Annotated in this window: 13 protein-coding genes; 3 read left to right on the forward strand and 10 right to left on the reverse strand. The window is 33.0% G+C overall.

The window, feature by feature from the left end; translation table 11 throughout:
* The first annotated feature begins 147 nt into the window (after window positions 1-147).
* Window positions 148-1,011, forward strand: coding sequence for a cupin-like domain-containing protein (locus tag BN863_RS16725; protein ID WP_038532540.1), 864 nt, complete (start codon window positions 148-150; stop codon window positions 1,009-1,011).
* 41 nt (window positions 1,012-1,052) lie between these two features.
* On the forward strand, window positions 1,053-1,541 hold the full coding sequence (locus BN863_RS16730) for a DUF6646 family protein (protein ID WP_038532541.1): 489 nt from the start codon (window positions 1,053-1,055) through the stop codon (window positions 1,539-1,541).
* 55 nt (window positions 1,542-1,596) lie between these two features.
* Here the strand turns inward: BN863_RS16730 and BN863_RS16735 are convergent, their stop codons facing one another.
* Complete coding sequence (locus BN863_RS16735; RefSeq protein ID WP_038532542.1) at window positions 1,597-2,070, reverse strand: regulatory protein RecX; 474 nt, start codon at window positions 2,068-2,070, stop codon at window positions 1,597-1,599.
* A gap of 97 nt (window positions 2,071-2,167) precedes the next feature.
* Between BN863_RS16735 and BN863_RS16740 the strand changes: the two genes are divergently transcribed.
* A complete protein-coding gene (locus BN863_RS16740) occupies window positions 2,168-6,169 on the forward strand; it encodes a choice-of-anchor D domain-containing protein (protein ID WP_038532543.1) in 4,002 nt (1,333 codons plus the stop codon).
* Window positions 6,170-6,171: 2 nt separating this feature from the next.
* Here the strand turns inward: BN863_RS16740 and BN863_RS16745 are convergent, their stop codons facing one another.
* The 9 genes from BN863_RS16745 to BN863_RS16785 form a co-directional block, all read right to left on the reverse strand.
* Window positions 6,172-8,583, reverse strand: coding sequence for a TonB-dependent receptor (locus BN863_RS16745; protein ID WP_038532544.1), 2,412 nt, complete (start codon window positions 8,581-8,583; stop codon window positions 6,172-6,174).
* A gap of 20 nt (window positions 8,584-8,603) precedes the next feature.
* The gene (gene recO / locus BN863_RS16750; RefSeq protein ID WP_038532546.1) at window positions 8,604-9,323 is read right to left on the reverse strand and encodes a DNA repair protein RecO; all 720 of its coding nucleotides are present in this window, start codon (window positions 9,321-9,323) and stop codon (window positions 8,604-8,606) included.
* On the reverse strand, window positions 9,323-11,665 hold the full coding sequence (porZ, locus tag BN863_RS16755; protein ID WP_038532548.1) for a type IX secretion system anionic LPS delivery protein PorZ: 2,343 nt from the start codon (window positions 11,663-11,665) through the stop codon (window positions 9,323-9,325). Before porZ ends, recO begins: the two co-directional genes overlap by 1 nt.
* A gap of 105 nt (window positions 11,666-11,770) precedes the next feature.
* Window positions 11,771-14,233: a TonB-dependent receptor domain-containing protein gene (locus BN863_RS16760; protein ID WP_038532550.1), complete on the reverse strand. Its 2,463-nt coding sequence runs from the start codon at window positions 14,231-14,233 to the stop codon at window positions 11,771-11,773.
* Window positions 14,234-14,353: 120 nt separating this feature from the next.
* Complete coding sequence (arsC, locus tag BN863_RS16765; protein ID WP_038532551.1) at window positions 14,354-14,695, reverse strand: arsenate reductase (glutaredoxin); 342 nt, start codon at window positions 14,693-14,695, stop codon at window positions 14,354-14,356.
* Between the two features lie 12 nt (window positions 14,696-14,707).
* Window positions 14,708-15,818 (reverse strand): peptide chain release factor 2 gene (gene prfB / locus BN863_RS16770; protein WP_148304639.1). Its coding sequence is split into 2 segments (ribosomal slippage): window positions 14,708-15,754 and window positions 15,756-15,818, totalling 1,110 coding nucleotides; the frame shifts between segments, so codons are not numbered across the junction.
* 62 nt (window positions 15,819-15,880) lie between these two features.
* Entirely contained in the window at window positions 15,881-16,729 is an 849-nt protein-coding gene (locus tag BN863_RS16775) for a transglutaminase-like domain-containing protein (protein WP_038532555.1), read from the reverse strand.
* A 48-nt stretch (window positions 16,730-16,777) separates the two neighbouring features.
* Entirely contained in the window at window positions 16,778-17,731 is a 954-nt protein-coding gene (locus BN863_RS16780) for an alpha-E domain-containing protein (RefSeq protein ID WP_038532556.1), read from the reverse strand.
* Window positions 17,732-17,738: 7 nt separating this feature from the next.
* Window positions 17,739-19,205: a circularly permuted type 2 ATP-grasp protein gene (locus BN863_RS16785; protein ID WP_038532557.1), complete on the reverse strand. Its 1,467-nt coding sequence runs from the start codon at window positions 19,203-19,205 to the stop codon at window positions 17,739-17,741.
* Window positions 19,206-19,323: the final 118 nt, after the last annotated feature.

Genomic DNA, 19,323 nt, shown 5'->3' on the forward strand with positions numbered 1-19,323 from the left:
TAATAATTTAAATTAAACAACAAGTACTATGCGTTATTAATAGATGCTTTTAAAGTTTTGAAATTAAAAAAATTAAGCTGATTTTATTTTTGAAGCTCAATTTTTATATAACAATTTCTTAACTTGCAGTACTAATTATTTGTTCGTTTGAAACTAAATCTTCAAGATATTCCTCGTGTAAAAACCATTACAAAAGAGGAATTTATGTCCCAATATTTTAGACCACAGAAACCTGTGGTTATCGAACATTTTGTAGACGATTGGCCTGCGTATTCCAAATGGAATTTAGATTACATAAAATCTGTTGCAGGCGACAAGACGGTTCCGCTTTACGACGATCGGCCTGTAGATTTTAAAGATGGTTTTAACGAACCGCACGCTAAAATGAAAATGAGTGAATACATTGATTTACTTAAACGTGAACCAACAAAATTCAGAATTTTTCTTTGGAATATTTTAAAGGAAGTCCCTCAATTACAAAACGATTTTACATTTCCTGATTTTGGCTTACGCCTTATGAAAGGACTCCCGATGTTATTCTTTGGAGGAACAGACTCCTACACTTTTATGCATTACGATATTGACTTGGCCAATATTTTCCATTTTCATTTTGAAGGTAAAAAAGAAATCATTCTGTTCGACCAAAAGCAAAATAAGTATTTATATAAAGTACCCCACGCCTTAATTACTCGAGAAGATATCGATTTTAATAATCCTGATTTAGATAAATGGCCCGCTTTAAAAAAGGCGAAAGGTTATAAAACCGAATTAAATCATGGCGAGGTCTTATACATGCCAGAAGGTTATTGGCATTATATGCGCTACATTACGCCCGGATTTTCAATGAGTCTTCGTGCTATTGCTAGACGTCCTAAAAACCTAGGTAAAGCCCTATACAATGTATTTGTAATGCGTAACTACGACAATCTTATGCGACGCATTAAAGGTCAAGATTGGATTGACTGGAAAAATGAAGAAGCCATTAAGAGAACCTCAAAATATAATTCTTAAGTTTCAGTTTAAAACTTATATTTGCTCCAAAATTACAACTCATGAAAAATTTTCTATTTATCGCATGCTTATGCGTAGTTTCTTTTGCTAATGCTCAAGCTTTTAAAGGTAAAGGTGACCAAAAATTTCAAATTGGAGCTAGTTTCCAAGATAACGGAACTGGTATAACAGGTACTTACGATTTTGGTGCTGGCGAGAACATTTCGTTTGGTTTAGCGTCTACTTACCTTTTAGGTGTAAACGATAACTTAGATGCTAATTTTGAAGACCGTTTTGACCTTAAAGCACGTTTTAACGCAAACCTTTCTTCGGTTATTGGTATTAATGAATTCGACATTTATCCTGGATTAAATTTTAGCTTAAAGAATTTTGGAGCTCATGTTGGTGCTAGATATTTCTTTTCGGAAGGCTTCGGAATCTATTCTGAAATTAACTTCCCTATAGCGAGATATAATACAGATAATTTATCTTTAGAAGAAGAATTAAACAACCAATTTGTGTTTAACATAGGTGCTTCTTTTAATATATAAGCACAAATTTAAAATATAAAAAAAGGAGTTTCAATCTTATATTGAAACTCCTTTTTTATTTAATTAACTCGTTTACTTTCTCGTAAACCATTGGCGATTCCCATCCGCGATACAACAAATAATCGGCTAATTTTTTCTTCTTTTTATACTTATTAGACTCTTGTATCGTATTATATTTTCGTTCTGCTAAAGCATCAAAAACACCATAGTAATCTAAGGCATCTAACTCTTTTAGCCCCGTTTGTATATTAAATCTACTTATTTGACGTCGTTTTAACTCCATTGTCAATCGATTTCTTCCCCAATTTTTAAATTTAAATTTTCCACGAACATAGGCTTTTGCAAACCGTTCTTCATTTAAAAAATTATGGTTTAATAAATGTACAATCACTTCGTCTATGGCCTCGGGAATCATACGTATACTTCTCAATTTCTCCTGCACTTCTTTATGGCAACGCTCTTGGTATGCACAATAATGCTCCAAAGCGCGTTTAGCCTCTTCTACAGTATAAGTTTTATGGGTATCCATAGATTATTCTAAATAATTTTACACAAACACTTGATTATCAGTGTTTTTTATTCTAAATTTAAGTTTCTCCCTTAAGGACATAAATCACATTACTGCGATGAAATTTAAATATACTATTACAATAGTATTATTTTTATCGGTAATTCCTCTAGGTTTATGCCAATGTTTATCGGATAATTTTAATACAAGTTACGGAAACTGGACAGCTTCAAACACTTATACAAATACTACGGCCGGTTATGAAGGAAAAGGTGTTGGCTTTAATGCTACTACTGACAACCTCGTAACACAGGTCGCTATAACAAGCCCACAAAGTATACAATTTTTATTGGCTAGATCACCATCTACCGACAATAGAACATTAAGTATTGAATATAGCACGTCCATGACTGGACCTTGGACAGAAGCAGGATTAATTACCGTTGATCAGACCAATGAAACACATCAATTATTCTCTATCGATTTAAATTTAATTGGCGAGTATTATATACAGATTATCATGTCTGACAGAGATGGTGGTTCTTATTATTTAGATGATGTTACAATTTATTGTGGAGGTGCAAATACTCCCGAATTACAACTTTTAGATGAATATGGAAATCTTCAAAATTGTGGTTTCGAAATGGATTTTGGAAGTACTGCCACCAATGCAAGTGTTGAAAAAAGCTTTACAATTAAAAACACAGGCGATGTCAATTTAGAAGTTTCAACATCTACTATTACGTCTCATTTCACAAGTAACATCTTTAATTTTCCTTTAATAATTCCTCCAAACGAAACTTTACCAATAACAGTAACATTTCAACCCAATACCACAGGTGTAATTACTGGAGAACTTCACATATTAAATTCAGATACAAACGAAAATGATTGTATCATCTCACTTATTGGAAACGGATTTACACCAGCACCAGAAATTGATATTGAACGGAATTCAGGAGCTTCCATCCCCTCTGAAGCAACAGCTAATACAGGGTACAACACCGTGTTTGCAGCGACAGTTGTTGGCGAAGCAACAACACCAAAGACTTACTACATTCACAATGAAGGAGAATTAGATTTAATTGTTGGGGAGATTACCTCATCAAACCCTTCAGAGTTTCAAATTATTTCAAATCCAAGTAATTCCACTATTCCTAATCAAACAAAAATTGATTTTTTTATACAGTTTACACCATTGTCCTCAGGTATTCGTAGTTCTATAATTACAATTCTAAATAACGACGATAACGAAAATCCATATACTTTTGAAGTACAAGGCACAGGAAAATGTTCATCGGCGACACTTTTAGCTCAGCCTAACAATGGTCCTGCGGGAACTGTGGTTACTATAACAGCTTCAAATTTTGGAACAGCAACAACAGCAAATCTTAATGGTATTCCAGCTGATACACATGTTATTTCTGACACTGAAATAGAAGTTACCATTCCAGAACACAGTAGTTCGGGAAACCTTTCTATAATTAATGATTTAGGTTGTCAAAACACGACAAACTTCAATCTGCTTACCAACAAAACGACTGATTGTGATGGTGACAACGGTTATACACCAACTCATTTATTTATTAGCGAAATTACAGACCACCCCAATGGATCTCATTCTTATATCGAAATTTTTAACGGCTCTGGAGAAACTATAAACATGGAAGATTATAGTCTGGAAATTCATTACAATGCCACGACTGTAAGAACTATTGAATTTGAATCGTCTACCCTAGACAATCAAGATGTTTTTGTAATTGCTTTTGGCGCAACCGATGCTAACTATCCGCATTCAACTCACGGTTATGACTTACTAAGCAACTTAGTTGGAATAAATAATAATGATAATATTCGGTTATTACACAACGGGAATTGGATTGATTTATGGGGAAATATCTCTGGAGACTCCTTTACTATTTCACAAAAAGGATATACTTACAGACGGAAAAACAACATTCAGAATACACCTAGCACCATATGGAATACAAACGATTGGGAGGCTTTCACAACTGTTGATTACACCAATATTGGAACCTATGATTTTTCGATTGGAACTGCACCAACCATTACATCTCAACCCAGTCACAACAATGCCAATTGCAGTTTAACAACTCAACTTTCAACAACTGCAAATGAAGGTGTTTTAGGACAGAAAAACTTAAGCTATCAGTGGTTAGTGAACACTCCAGAAAGCGATACTTGGGTAGAAGTTTTAGACGATGAAAATCACATTGGCGCACAATCTCAAACCCTTACAATAACGAATACTACCAATGTTAATAAAAACCAATATTACTGTAGAGTATTAGAAGATTCTAACCTCTGCTTTATAGCTACAAATAGTAATAAAATTTCTGTAAACAAAAGTGTATGGACAGGTTCAGCATGGGAAAATGATATTGCTCCTACAGTACAATCTCTTACCATTATAGATAATAATTACAATACCTTATTGCATGGTAACCTTACTACTTGTGGCTTGTATATCCCTATAGAAAACAGTTTAATTGTTGGTGCTAATTCGTTTGCAAAAGTAACAAATACATTACATATTGAAGGAGAGTTATTAGTGAAAGACAAAGGAAGTTTTGTTCAGTCTGATGATTCAAATATTATAAATTCGGGAACCATTACAGTTGAAAAAGAGACAGCCATTTTAAACACTTGGGATGAGTACACCTATTGGAGTTCTCCGGTTAAGAATGAAACATTTAATAATGTTTTTAGTCATTCTAAACGTTTATTCTGGTATAAAGCATCTAATTTTGTCGATATCTACAAAGAAGAAAACAATAATAATGCCCAAGAATTAGGTCAAGACGATGTGGACGACGATGCTAACGACTGGCAATCTATTGGCGAACTTGAGGCAGTAAAACGTACAGATTATTTAGCTGCAGGTGTAGGTTATGCAGCGACTCATTCTAACACCAATTTTATTGAAGGAAACACTTACACCTATTCTTTTTCTGGCGACTTTAATAATGGAACAATTCTTACTCCTGTAGAACGGAATGATGTTTCGTTACTAGATGGCAACTGGAATTTAATAGGAAACCCCTATCCTTCTGCAATTGATGTTTCAGCATTTTTTGATGCCAATGTAAATGTTAGAAATCCTGAAGGCACTCTAGAAGGCGTTATCTATTTATGGTCTCACGACTCGCCAATATCGAACACCAATAATGGTAATTATTTATTTAATTATAGTCCGTCTGACTATGCCATTATTAACGGCTCAGGTGCTATAGCCGCACAAGAAGGAACAGGTACAATACCTGATAATTTTATTCCATCGTGTCAGGGTTTCTTTGTAAAATTTTCTAATGATTACCCCTCACCTAGTGGACATGTTATATTTAATAATGCAATGCGTGTTACAGACAAAAACACTCAATTTTTTAGACCAACTAAATCGAATAAAATTTGGGTAAACTTAACCTCAGATAATGGCATTTTTAACCAAACTTTAGTGAGTTACATTACAGGTGCAAATGACAGTTATGATGGCGTTTATTATGATTTAGACCTAAACATCACCAAAGATGTCCATGCAAAATTATACTCCAGAATTACTGATACTGATAAAAAGCTAACCATTCAAGGAAAGGCTACAGAAAGTATAACAACAGAAGAACAAATTAATCTGGGGTTTTATTCTAAAATAACAACCCCTACAATTTACAGCATTAGTTTAGATTCGTTTGAAGGTCAATTTTTCGAAGAAAATGAAATTTATTTAGAAGATACTTATTTAAACATATATCATAATTTAAAAGTATCAGCGTATACGTTTACTTCGGAACCTGGAGAATTTAACAATCGTTTTTACTTGAAATTTAAAGCGCAAACATTAACTGTAGAAGAATTAGACATTTCATCTTTAGTTCAGATTATTCAACTAAATGCAAATGAGTGGATTTTTAAATTAGAATCGAATCAATTTAAAATGAGACAGCTAATAATTCATGATATTTTGGGTCGTCAGATTTACAAATTCAATGCAAAATCGAATCGCGACATCTATAATCTTCCACAATTAAATTCTGGTGCATACGTGCTTACCGCATCAAGTAAAAATGAAATTATTTTTAGAAAAAAGTTTATTAAAAAATAAACTTAGATACTATATTTTACTGCTACTATTAAATTTCTACCCGCTCCAGAAATCCCCGAAGAATATGGACGATAGCGTTGGTCGGTAATGTTTTCTAAACTTGCTGTTAAAGTTAAAGCTGGATTGAACTTATACTGAGTTCTTAAGTTAAATGTGTACCAAGAAGGCGTATATGGATTCCCATCCTCATCAGAAGCATAGATATAGTCTTTACCTTGTTCTGAAGGCGCTAAATCGTTATAAGACATTTCTTCATTATACATAGCATAAGCATCTATAGTAAGCTTATTTTGTTGCCAAGTAAGATGTGTATTTCCAAATTTAGGAGCTGCATGTCGTAACGGTAATTTTTCATCTTCCTCCATTTCATATCCGCTTACCACATTGTATTGAGACGTTAATTTTAAAGCTTCTGAAAAATGAATTTGTATTCCAGCTTCAAAACCATAAATACGAGCTTCTGCGGCATTCTGCATAGACTGTACACGACTGTTTTCTCCATTATAATCGATATACGAATCGCCATTAATTTCTGAATCTCGACGTACCAACGCATCATCTAAAAAGGTGTAGTAAGTAGCCGCATCAATAATTACTTTATTTTCAATATTTATACTAACACCTAAATCTCCTGTATACGCATATTCTGGATTAAGATCATCGTTTGGTATCACAATAGCTCCAGGTTCTGAGTCGAAAACCTTTCCAACATCATCAATATTTGGCGCTCTAAATGCTGTTGAAAAATTTAATTTCCACTGAATAATATCAGCTGGAATCCAACTAATTCCTGCTGTTCCTGTTAAAGCTCCTGTATTAATTTCGGCAGTATCGAACGGCAGATTTAAAAACACATTGTTTTCTTCAAAATTAGCATTTGCTAATACATGATTATAACGCAACCCCGTTTGTAATATAAATTGAGAACTCGGTTTATATTTAAAATTTGTATATGCCGACATAGACGACCAATCGGATCCATTTGGATATCGAGAAATAGCGTCAATTACTGTATTTTCTTCTATATTTTCTTGCTCGCCATAAGAATGAACTTTATTATAAACGTATTCTAAACCGTAAAATAACTGTGTTTTTAAACTCAGTTGTTTTTCAAAATCTATGTTTGCTGAAATAGCATCTACATGTTCTTCTGTTGAGTTTCTAATTACAGATTGATAATCTCTATCAATTCTACTTTCTTGAAAATTCTGATATGCTACATTAGCCTGAAACTTATCGTAAAGCAAAGAATGACGACTTAATTTAGTGACTTGTAAATTAGACATAAACCAACGTTGTGGTCCATAATTCCACTCGGCAGAACGCAAATCATCCCCTTTGTAACGTATTAATCTATCGTATCTTGAATAATCTGATGTTGTAGAATAATACAACCCTAAATCGTAAGTTAAATTATCTCTAGGCTCAAAACGCACCTTTTGCATCACATTAATTTGATTGTATCCTGTTGGGACTTGAACTTCTGGATTAGGATTAACAACAATTTGATCTTCGCCATTTTCAGTAATTACATATTCTGGACGTAAGTAATCGTCCGGGCCATGGCTACCCATTCTTAAATCATCGAAATCGGTATAACTTACACTACTAAAAAACGCCCATTTTTTTAAGCCTATATTAAAATCTACATGTCCCGTTTTTTCGTTATTAGCTGTTGCATAACGTACCACCGCATTTGCAGAAACACCTAAATTATCTGTATAAGATAACTGAGGAGATTTGGTATAAAAACTCATTACACCACCAATAGCATCGCTACCATAAACCACAGACCCCGCTCCTAAAATAACTTCAGTATGTTCTATTCCAAACGGGTCTATAGAAATTACATTTTGAACATTTCCAGAACGGAAGATAGCATTATTCATGCGCACACCATCTACAGTTATTAGTAATCGGTTAGTCGATAATCCACGAATCATGGGACTTCCTCCACCTAACTGACTTTTTTGAACGTATACATTTCCAGTATTTTCTAAAAGGTCTGCACTAGTTTGCGGATTATCGAGCGCAATTGCACTACTAGAAATAGACACTATTTTTTGAGGAATATCGCGTTTACCTTGACCAAATTTTGATGCAGAAACAACCACCTCATCAAGTCCTTCTGTTAAGGGCTCTAAATACATACTTAAGGTTGCTTTTAGCTTAGACTTTTCAATAGAAAAATCTTGAAAAGACATATGCCTAAAAAATATGATTTCGTTATCTGAAAATCTTTGAATTGACACTATACCGTTAATATCTGAAATCTCACTCTGGGATTTATCTGCATTATAAACAACTACTCCAGGAATAGGCTCTTCATTTTGATTATTTAAAACGGTAATATTTTGGGCTAAAATGGAGAAAGATATCAGGAAAAAAAACCCGAAAAGTAATTTTGAATTCATACAGAATCTTTGGTCGGTTATTAATTAAATACTTGGCTAAAAATGGCTAATGATTTTGGCTTTTTAAAGTGACCAAGATGTAATTCATAATACAAAAGCAACATCTCTAAAACTGACTGACGCTGTTTAGCATTCATTTTTATTGCTTCCAAATCATCAAAAAGTATGCCTAATAGAATCTTTAGAAATTTTAAATTGTCTCCAGTGACAGAATAAATACTTGTAGATTGTTTTTCGAATTGACCTGTACTTAAATTAAAGTAGTTATATGCAATATTTGAGGTGTCTGGCATGAAACCAAGATACTTTGTTAAATGAACCAAAAACACCAAATGAAAGTTTGCACAATCGTTAGTTTCATCTAAAGTATTTAAAGCTGTTTCTATATATTCAAACAACTCGAAATTGGCTTCTTCTTCTTTTAAAACCATTGCCAACACATCTGCTAAAAACATTACAATAGCACTCTTTACAACCTGAGTGTGAAGCGTGGCGTACAATACATTAATCTTTACATCTTTTAATGTTTGTAGCGACCTGTTTTGCTTAATATCTGCCTCAATTTGGATTTGAGATAACAACTGAAAGTAAGCGACCTTTGCATTTCCTTTTTTACTCTTTAAAACACCACGCAACAAAAAGCTTACAATACCATATTCTTTGGTATAACAACTAACTATAAGATCATGGTCTCGATACTTAAGTTTAGATAATACAATAGCACTTGAAGAGTAATACATTACCTTATAATCATTAATTTAAGCACTTTAGTCTCAAAAGTATCTGTATCTGAAAGCATGATTAAATACACCCCTGAACGCACGACATTATTTGCAAGATTTTTTCCGTTCCAAAAGGCTGTTCCACCATCAATTTCTAAATTAGCTCCACCATATCTAGAATTAACATTGGCCTGAGCTTCTGCAACTAAATTACCTTCAATATCGGTGATTTTAATATTTACATTATCTGTTAATCCTTTAATCTTTACAAGGTCGTCTGTAATATTAAATGTTGGCCTTACAGGATTTGGATACACATAAGCATCACTATAATTATCTTTAGTACCAGAGCTACCAGAATTAAAAGCTAATAAGCCACTTTCTGTCCCTATAAAAACCTTTCCGTTAGAATTATCGATACTAATGTCTGTAATATTATTAGATGGTAAGGGTGAATTGTCCTTTGTAAAATGATAAATCGTTTCTTGTCCGTCTGAAGAAAAATAAAAAATTCCAGAACCAATGGTTCCTATCCATTTATTGTTTGAGCCATCGACTTCAATACTCGTAATATATTCTTGAGATAACAATTCGCTTGCAATACCATTATCTAAAACTATAATTTCACTAACCTCTACATTAGGATCTGTAAAGAAGGAAGATGTATTATACAAAACCCGTAAACCTCTAGGTGTTCCAATCCATAATTGATTTCTGTTATCTAAAGCCAGGGCGGTAACTGTTTTGTCTGGCATGTTTTGAGACTCCTCGTTCAAACTTTTTATTTGTGACGTACCCGATTTATAATCGTAGCCAATTAGGCCATTAAAATAAGCTCCCATCCATGCAATACCCGCATTGTCTATTGCAATATCCGAAAATCCTAATTCGTCATTTATAGGATCGGAATACAACCCTTCAAAACTATAAGACTTCCATTGATTAGATTGCAAATCATACGATTTTAACGGACTTAAAACAAGACTACTTAAAGACCACAACAAACCATTATTATCGAAAGTTGAAGCACTTGCACGAACACTCTTAGAACCCGGTACATCTACAGTTTCTAGACCGCTATTTGTTTCATTAAAAAGCTTAACAGCTACATCTGACTCTACTTCTAATATTCCTTCATTAAATGAACTAATATAGACTTGGCTTATTTTATTTGGATTGACACTTATTGCATTTAAATTTGTGGCTCCTAAAACACTATCGGTTGGAATATTATTCCATACATCACTTTTTAAATGACTAATTCCATACCTTTTTACAGGGGCCGGATTATAACTTACTGTATAATCGCCGTAAGTTACCCAAGCATTATTATTACCAGCCTGCACCGAAAAAGGAATATTCAATAATGGTCCATTAGGATAAATATCTTCGAAAACGGAAGCATTACCAATAGGAGATTGTAACACACCTAAACTGTTAGAACCGATATAAAAATGGTCTATAGTGGAAATTGCAGATGTATAACTCGTGTTAAAAGAGTCGTTTGCTCCCACTTGAGCAATAATTCTAAAAGCATCATCGTACAAATACACAAGATTGGCCGTTGTAATTACAAGCTCATTATTGGCAGATTTAACGTCTAAAACGTCACTCGGAAATTGTTTTAATCGATTTAGATTTGAATTATTTTCAATTCTAAAAATTTCTCTATTCGTATTTGTGGCATATACATTATCTGACACTGCTTGTACAGAAGTATAATTGCCTAGAGAAATTTTAGTCCACTGATTATAATCTATTAAATCAGTATTACTGAGTTCAGCACGTTTTATACCTGTTGCATTAAGTCCTGAAGCCCATATATAACCATTAGACACTGTGGTTTGAGTAATTATTGTTTGTACTCCTGAATCTCCAATGAAATAGGTGTCTCCAAATTCTAATCGGCTTAAATTATAAACTGAGATTCCGTAATTTGTTGAGATATACAACACCCCTTCATACTCGTTAATATGATTAATTCTTTTATTAGTTGGCGGAATAGTTGGTTTATCGACAATATCTACAACATGTAAAACGTTAGTATCGTCTTCTAAAAAAATCTCTATTAAACCATTTTCATATCCAATAACTAAGGCTTTAAAATTATCACTATAATGAACGGTTGAAATTAATTCTCCCGAAAGGCCTTGAATTGTAGACAGTGTACTTATTTCTTGAGATTGAATATCGTAACTAAAAACAGCATTTTCTGAAGCTGCATAAATTTTAGTTTCACTTGCCGTTACATCTATAATGTTAATATACGAAAAGTGACCTTCCCAAGATTCGGTATAATCTTGCGCCATTGTAATTAAAGGGCATACCAATAAAATAACGAGAAGAATTCTTTTAAACATATATGATTTTTAATATTTCAAATATATTTATAAGTAACGAGTTTTTATGGTAAAAAAATATATTAAAGAAAAAAAGCTTCCCGTTAAGGGAAGCTTTAAAAATTTTTAACCTTCAAAATCCATGTCGTCTCCATCTCCATTTCGCTCACCGCGTTCCTGACGACTCTTTTGCTGATTGAAACGGTATGTGAATGCTATATTGAACGAGCGTTCTCTTCGTTGATATTCGCTATCGCTAATGTAGGTTTCTGTGGTAGAAAGTGTACTCCTTTTCATAGAGTTAAACACATCGTTAATATTTAATGTTATAGATGCATTTTTGTTAAACACTTCTTTACTAAATGCTAAACCGCAGTAAAACATGCCGTCTGTTTCATTCTGTGCATCCTCACTTGGACCTCTATACATAAGTCGTGTTTGCCATTCTATTTCTGCTGGCAAAGTAACTTTGTTATTCAATCTAATAAACCAGCTTAGGTTATCTGCATCAAAATTAATTCCGTTATAATCGCCTCGTGTTATAGAGTTAAAGAAATTAAAATTCGCATTCATGTTCCATTTCTTACTCGCTCTATATGTAGTTGTAAACTCGAAACCATAGCGATCGTTAGTTGCCAAGTTAATTGGCGAACGCTTAATTACAGGTATTTCTGTTCCTCCTACGAGAACCGTTTCCCCAGTTGCTTCAGATATAAATGTAAAAACATCTGTTGAATGCTGATAATATACAGAACTATTTAAAGTTAGTTTACCTAGTTGATTTAGATATCCTAAATCTACAGAAGATGAATAACTTGGATCTAAATCAGGGTTACCTTGAAATAAATTTGTAGCACTACTTCTAGACGGGAATGGGTTTATATATCTTGATCTTGGTCTTCTTATCCTTCTGTTGTAACCAAACATAACGCTCTGGTCTTCAGAAATCTCGTAACCTAAATTTACTGTTGGAAAGAAACCTAAATAATCTTTCTTTTCGTAATCATTACTAGTTACTTGATCTATAGTAATTCCTGTAGATTCCATACGTAATCCTAACAAGTACGAAAATTTATCTTTTATTTTATTACCATATTGGGTATACAAAGCATTAATACGCTCTTCGTATATTAAATTATTACTCACGTCTGTATCGACTACAAAGTCCGAACCATCGTTAAAAGCTAAGGTATAATCTGTATCTAAGGTGTTGAAATTTCCACGGTATCCAAACTCAAACTGACCATCTTCTCCAATAGGCAATACATAATCTGCTTGTAACAATACCTCTTCTTGATTTTCTAAGGTTCTTACTTTTTCTGTGTCTAATCCGTTTTCAGTAATAAGAGAATTTTCATCTTCTGTAGTATCTTCATACTGGAAATCGAACGTTAATTTATGTCCTGGAGCATCAAATTGCTTGTCAAAATTCAATGAATACTGAATTGTTTTATCATCTTCACTCTCTGGATCGAAACGTAAAGTTTCATTTATTGTATTTCCTAAATTATCTACTTCGAAAATATTATTTGTTGTATTCGAACTGTTGTCATTGTTTTTATAAAACACAGCTCCTGTTAAAGACGTATTATCGGTAATATACCATTCTACTCCTAAGTTAGTATTTAGTCCTTTTGTAACTCTATCGAAATCTCTATATTCATTTAAATAGGTATCTGGAAGGTCGTTTATAATATTACCCTCATCATCAAACTCATAATTAAAATAGTCTGTTTCGGTAGCCGAATTTCCTGGAGATTCTCTATACGAATATCCTGTAGTATTAAAGAAGTTAAAATCGCCTGTTCTGTAATTCACGTTTCCAGAAATACCCGCCATATCTGGATATCCTGCATTTGCTGTAATAGAACCGTTAAACCCTTGTAGTTTACTTCGTCTTAAAATAATATTTAAAATACCACCTGTTCCTTCTGCGTCATATCTTGCAGATGGAGATGTAATTACCTCAACACGTTCTATAGCATCTGATGGCAATTGGTTTAGCGCATCTGTAGAATTTAAACCAACTAAACCTGATGGTTTTCCATTGATAAGAATTGTAACGTTATCGTTTCCTCTTAATGCAACGTTTCCTTCTACATCTACAGAAACTGAAGGTACATTATCTAAAACATCGCTTACTGTACCACCACTAACCGTTAAATCTTGACCTACATTATAAATCTTTTTATCCAAACGGATATCTACAGTCGTTTTTTCTGCAATAATTTCAACCTCATCTAAAGACTCCGTATCTAAAGCCAAAATAATGGTTCCTAAATCGGTATTTTTTGATAAATTTTTACTTAGAATAGTTTGCTTTTTAAATGAAATATATTCAAAAGATACATTATAAACGCCCACAGGAACAGGAATATTAAATTTCCCATTCATATCTGTAATTCCTCCTGTTACTACACTATTGTCTTTGCTATTTCTAAAAGCAACGGTTGCATATTCTAGAGGTTGCTTAGTTTCCTGATCAATTACAACACCCGTTATTTTAACGTCTTTACCTGATTGCGCTTGAATATTGAAGCAAATACTCAAAAAAAGTAGACTAAAAACTACTTGTTTTATCAAATTCATAAATTCATCTTTTAATTAAATAAGACCGCAAGAAACGAATTAGGTTTAGTCTTCCTTAGTTAAAAGATTGTTAAAATAAAAAACCTCTAATCTGTTTACTGAATTAGAGGCTTTTAAGTTTTATAAAATTTTAGTGATATCTTGAGGTGGACGACCAATTACAGCTTGGTCTCCATTTAATACAATTGGACGCTCGATTAGTTTTGGATATTTAACCATTGCCTCTATTATTGCTTCATCTGTTAAATTTTCGTCTCTAAAATTTTCTTTCCAAATGGCTTCATTTTTTCGCACCAAATCGATTGGCATAATGTCTAACAATTCGATTATACGTGTTAATTCGGCTTTAGAAGGCACATCTTCCAAATATTTTACAATAGTAAAAGGTTTTCCTGAAGCTTCAAGAATATCTAAAGCCTCGCGAGATTTACTACATCTGTTATTGTGATAAATTGTAATCATAATTAATTGCGATTATAAGTTATTAGTATCTTCTGTTTTTTGTCCCATCATCATTAAATAGGCTTTTAAAAAGGCATCTATATTACCGTCCATTACGGCATCTACATTCCCGGTTTCATGTGCTGTTCTAACATCTTTAACCAATTTATAAGGATGCATAACATAGTTTCGAATCTGACTTCCCCACTCTATCTTCATCTTTCCTGCTTCAATATCTTCGCGTTGTGCTAATTGTTTTTGTAATTCGATTTCGTACAATTGAGATTTTAACATTTGCATTGCTCGAGATCTGTTATCGTGTTGCGAACGTGTTTCTGAACATTGTATTTGAATACCTGTGGGCTTATGTAAAAGCTGCACTTTAGTTTCAACTTTATTCACATTTTGCCCTCCAGCACCACTAGACCGTGCTGTTGTAATTTCTATGTCTGCTGGATTAATATCAATTTCTATAGTATCGTCTACTAACGGATACACATAAACCGAAGCAAAACTTGTATGACGCTTGGCATTACTATCGAATGGAGAAATACGCACCAAACGATGCACCCCATTTTCGCCTTTTAACCAACCGAAAGCAAAATCGCCTTCAAGCTCTAAGGTCACGGTTTTTATTCCGGCCACATCGCCAGCCTGATAGTTTAATTCTTTAACTTTAAATCCACTTTTTTCTGCATACATTAAGTACATACGCATAAGCATATTTGCCCAATCGCAACTCTCTGTTCCTCCTGCACCTGCGGTAATTTGAAGCACCGCACTTAACCCATCACCTTCTTCAGACAACATGTTTTTAAATTCGATGTCTTCTAAAAGTGTTTGCGCCTTTTCGAACTGTTCTGTAACTTCTTCTAAAGTAGTGTCGCCTTCTTTGTAAAACTCATATAAAACATCTAAATCGCCAACCAAAGTTGTTGCCTTATTAAAATCTTCTACCCACTTCTTTTTAACTCGAAGTGATTTCATTATAGCTTCGGCTGCTTTAGAGTCATTCCAAAAATTAGGATCGAAGGTTTGCTCTTCTTCGTTTTGTATTTCTATTAGTTTAACATCTATGTCAAAGATATTGCCTTAACGAGGTAAGGCGGTGTGAAAGATCTTTTATTTGATCTGCTGTTATCATAAGTATTTCATTTTACTCAAAAGTACTATACTTTTTTTCAAAAAATAAATTCTTAAGACAGATTATTGGTCGTATGTAACTTCTACAGCATGTTTTATTTTTTTATCACCAGAAGCAAATAAAAATGATTTAAAAGGAGCACAGTCTTTATAGTCTATACCGTGAGCGACTTTAACATGATTATGATTTGCAAATAAATTATTACTTGGATCAAAACCAATCCACCCTGAATTCGGGACGTATACTTCTACCCAAGCATGCATTTGTGTGTCTCCAAAAAAATTATTGCCTTGATGTAGATATCCTGTAACAAAACGACCTGGCAACTTATTTTTTCTAGCAATAGCTAAAAATAAATGTGCAAAATCTGGAGAATCACCTGCTTTGTTCTTTACAACATCCTTTAATAACGTATTTTGATAAGTTTCGTTACTTTTAAAAGTAATATAGTGATGCACCCAGCTATTCAATGCTTTTAAATTATCTATGATATTTTTTGAAGGTTCAAACATAAAAAGATCAAAAGGCTCTTCTTTTAATTGTGTAAATTCTGTAGGATATAAATACGCTTCGAAATCTACCGTGAAACTTAAATCGCTTAATGCGTTATAGGTCTCTTCGAATTTAATACTTGAATCGAACTCAATAGGTCCAACTTCTGCTTTTATCACTTTAAAAACAGCTTCAAAATTTAGTGCATCAACAGCTTTTTTATTACGAATTCGAATAGTTTCAAAATCATATCCATTTATAGATTTTTCGAACACGCAACTTGCAGACGCATTAAACTCACTAGAAATCAGTTCTTGAGTATCATCGGTAAGAGGTGTAACTAAATACTGCCAATACGCTTCAAAAACAGGATTCTCGTAAGTGTTTTCGGCAGTATATTTTATAGTGTAATTAAACATCTTTTTACTAATTTGGAGCTTCCAAATAAAAGCTATTTAGATAAAAAATTATATTTTTTCTTGATAAAAATATTCTTCTTCTATTTTTTCACTTATTTCAATTAAGCTTTCAAATGTATCGGAAATAAATCCTTTAACATCTTCTTGAATATCTTCAACCGTTTTATAATTATACTCACATCGCATTTTCCCAATTAAAAATGATGCTGTATTTTTTTCGTGAGCTTTTAATGGATCCAACATCGTGATATACGTCTGTATTTCGTTTAAACACTTTAAAACTGTTCTTGGAGAAGTTGGATTAAGAATTAAAAATTCGAGAACAGTGGTTTGTGTCGGAGCCTTTTTATACACTCTTCGATTAACATCTAACACATTTAAACACTTTAAAAGTGTAGTCCATTCAAAACTTCTTTTTAAAGATTTAGGCTTCTTAATATTTGCTTGTACTGCATCGTCGAACTTAATCTGTAGAATTCGAGAAACTTGTGTTGCTCTTTCAATATTCATACCCAATTTAATAAGGGCATATACTTCGTCGTGTAACATGGTTGCACGCATTTTCCCTTTTAAAATTGTAGATTGATGCATAACATGACTTGTAAAATCATGCAGACCTCTAGTTACAAAATGCTCTTTAGAATATCCTACCAAAGAGTGATAAAATATATTTATGGCCTCGTAAAAATCGCTAGAAATTAAATCTCTAGAACTGTTTGCATTTTCTCTGGCAAAGGTTATACATTGTAATATGGAATAATATTTTTCTGGGTTTAATGCTGTATTATAAAGTACGTCTTCTTCTTTTAACACCTCATCGTTTTCTTCTTCCTCCCCAACCATTTCATACATGGAACGCAATACAAATTGACGGTCTCTAGATAATTTATTAGGCGCGTCTAAAGACGAAAAGTAATTTACATTTGTAAAACGTGCGGTGTGTTCTGCACGCTCCATATAACGCCCCATCCAAAATAAGTTATTGGCTATTCTTGCTAACATATATTATTTATTTTTTTAAAACCCAAGTATCTTTTGACCCTCCACCTTGAGAAGAATTCACTATTAAATTTCCTTTTTTAAGTGCTACACGTGTTAAACCACCTTTTAGCACAAACTCTTTATCTTGACCAAGTAAGGTAAACGTTCGTAAATCGATATGTCGTTGCTCGAAGGACTGACAATCGTCTATGTAAGTAGCATGCACAGAAAGTGAAAGTATTGGTTGTGCAATATATTTTCGCGGATTATCGAGAATCACTTTTTTAACAGCTTCTATTTCTGCCTTTGTTAATCTATTTCCGATGGAAATTCCGTAACCACCTGCTTCATCTACTGGTTTTACTACCAAATTATGAATATTTTCTAAAACGTACTTCAATTCTTTTGGTCGACTACAGTGATACGTATGCACATTATTTAAAATAGGCTCTTCACCTAAATAAAATTTAATAATTTCTGGCATGTACGTGTAAATTGCTTTATCATCTGCAACTCCAGTTCCCGGTGCATTCACCAAAGTAACATTTCCTTTTTTGTAAGCTGAAAACAATCCTGGAACACCAATTGCAGAATCTTCTTTAAACGCCAATGGATCTAAATAAGTGTCATCTATTCGTCTATAAATAACATCAACTTTTTTAAGTCCGTATATGGTTTTCATATACACAAAATCCTTTTCCACAACTAAATCACGACCTTCTACTAACTCTATACCACTGGTTTTAGCTAAAAAAGAATGTTCGTAATAAGCCGAATTAAATACTCCAGGAGTTAAAATAACACAGGTTGGCGTATCGACTCCATTTGGCTTAACCGACTCCATGATTTGCAATAAATTTTCAGAATAATCGGCAACGGGTTCTATATTATAATGATTAAAAGACCCAAACAAAGAACGCTTTAGAGCATTCCTATTATACATTACATAACTAACCCCAGACGGACATCTAATATTATCTTCTAACACATAATATTTACCATCTGAATGCTTTATTAAATCGGTACCTGAAATATGATTATAAATGCCACCTACAGGATCCAAACCACCCATTTGTCTTAAATAATTAGCTGAAGAACTAATTAATTCCATAGGTACAATACCTGCTTTTATAATTTTCTGATCGTGATAAATATCACCTATAAAAGCGTTCAAGGCCTTACAACGTTGTAAAGCTCCAATTTCTATTGTTTGCCACTCATCGTGATCAATAATTCTTGGAAACAAATCAAAAGGAAAAATTTTCTCTTGAGGTTTAGCATCATTGTATACCTGAAAAGTAATACCTTGATCAAACGAATTTGTTTTCGACTTATTATTAAGGTTAATAAATTCCTCTATAGGATATCCGTTATATAAATCGAATAATTTCTTGTAGACGTCTCGAACATTTTTGTCTTTATCGAAAATTTCATCAAATAAATTTTCATTACTATCGTAAGAAGAAAAAAGATGCTTAAAATTAGTTGGGTTCATGCATTTTAGGTTTTTTCTAAATTAATCATTATTTCTCATGTTTTTAATATAAAAAATATATTAATTTCACATTTTCATTCTACTTTCCATAATTTTTGAACATTAATAATATTAATTT

The sequence above is a fragment of the Formosa agariphila KMM 3901 genome, from assembly GCF_000723205.1.
Classification (GTDB): domain Bacteria; phylum Bacteroidota; class Bacteroidia; order Flavobacteriales; family Flavobacteriaceae; genus Formosa; species Formosa agariphila.

Coding starts and splice junctions, on each gene's coding strand:
- BN863_RS16730 (WP_038532541.1), top strand. CDS start 1,053: ATGAAAAATTTTCTATTTATCGCATGCTTATGCGTAGTTTCTTTTGCT.
- BN863_RS16735 (WP_038532542.1), bottom strand. CDS start 2,070: ATGGATACCCATAAAACTTATACTGTAGAAGAGGCTAAACGCGCTTTG.
- BN863_RS16740 (WP_038532543.1), top strand. CDS start 2,168: ATGAAATTTAAATATACTATTACAATAGTATTATTTTTATCGGTAATT.
- BN863_RS16745 (WP_038532544.1), bottom strand. CDS start 8,583: ATGAATTCAAAATTACTTTTCGGGTTTTTTTTCCTGATATCTTTCTCC.
- recO (WP_038532546.1), bottom strand. CDS start 9,323: ATGTATTACTCTTCAAGTGCTATTGTATTATCTAAACTTAAGTATCGA.
- porZ (WP_038532548.1), bottom strand. CDS start 11,665: ATGTTTAAAAGAATTCTTCTCGTTATTTTATTGGTATGCCCTTTAATT.
- BN863_RS16760 (WP_038532550.1), bottom strand. CDS start 14,233: ATGAATTTGATAAAACAAGTAGTTTTTAGTCTACTTTTTTTGAGTATT.
- arsC (WP_038532551.1), bottom strand. CDS start 14,695: ATGATTACAATTTATCACAATAACAGATGTAGTAAATCTCGCGAGGCT.
- BN863_RS16775 (WP_038532555.1), bottom strand. CDS start 16,729: ATGTTTAATTACACTATAAAATATACTGCCGAAAACACTTACGAGAAT.
- BN863_RS16780 (WP_038532556.1), bottom strand. CDS start 17,731: ATGTTAGCAAGAATAGCCAATAACTTATTTTGGATGGGGCGTTATATG.
- BN863_RS16785 (WP_038532557.1), bottom strand. CDS start 19,205: ATGAACCCAACTAATTTTAAGCATCTTTTTTCTTCTTACGATAGTAAT.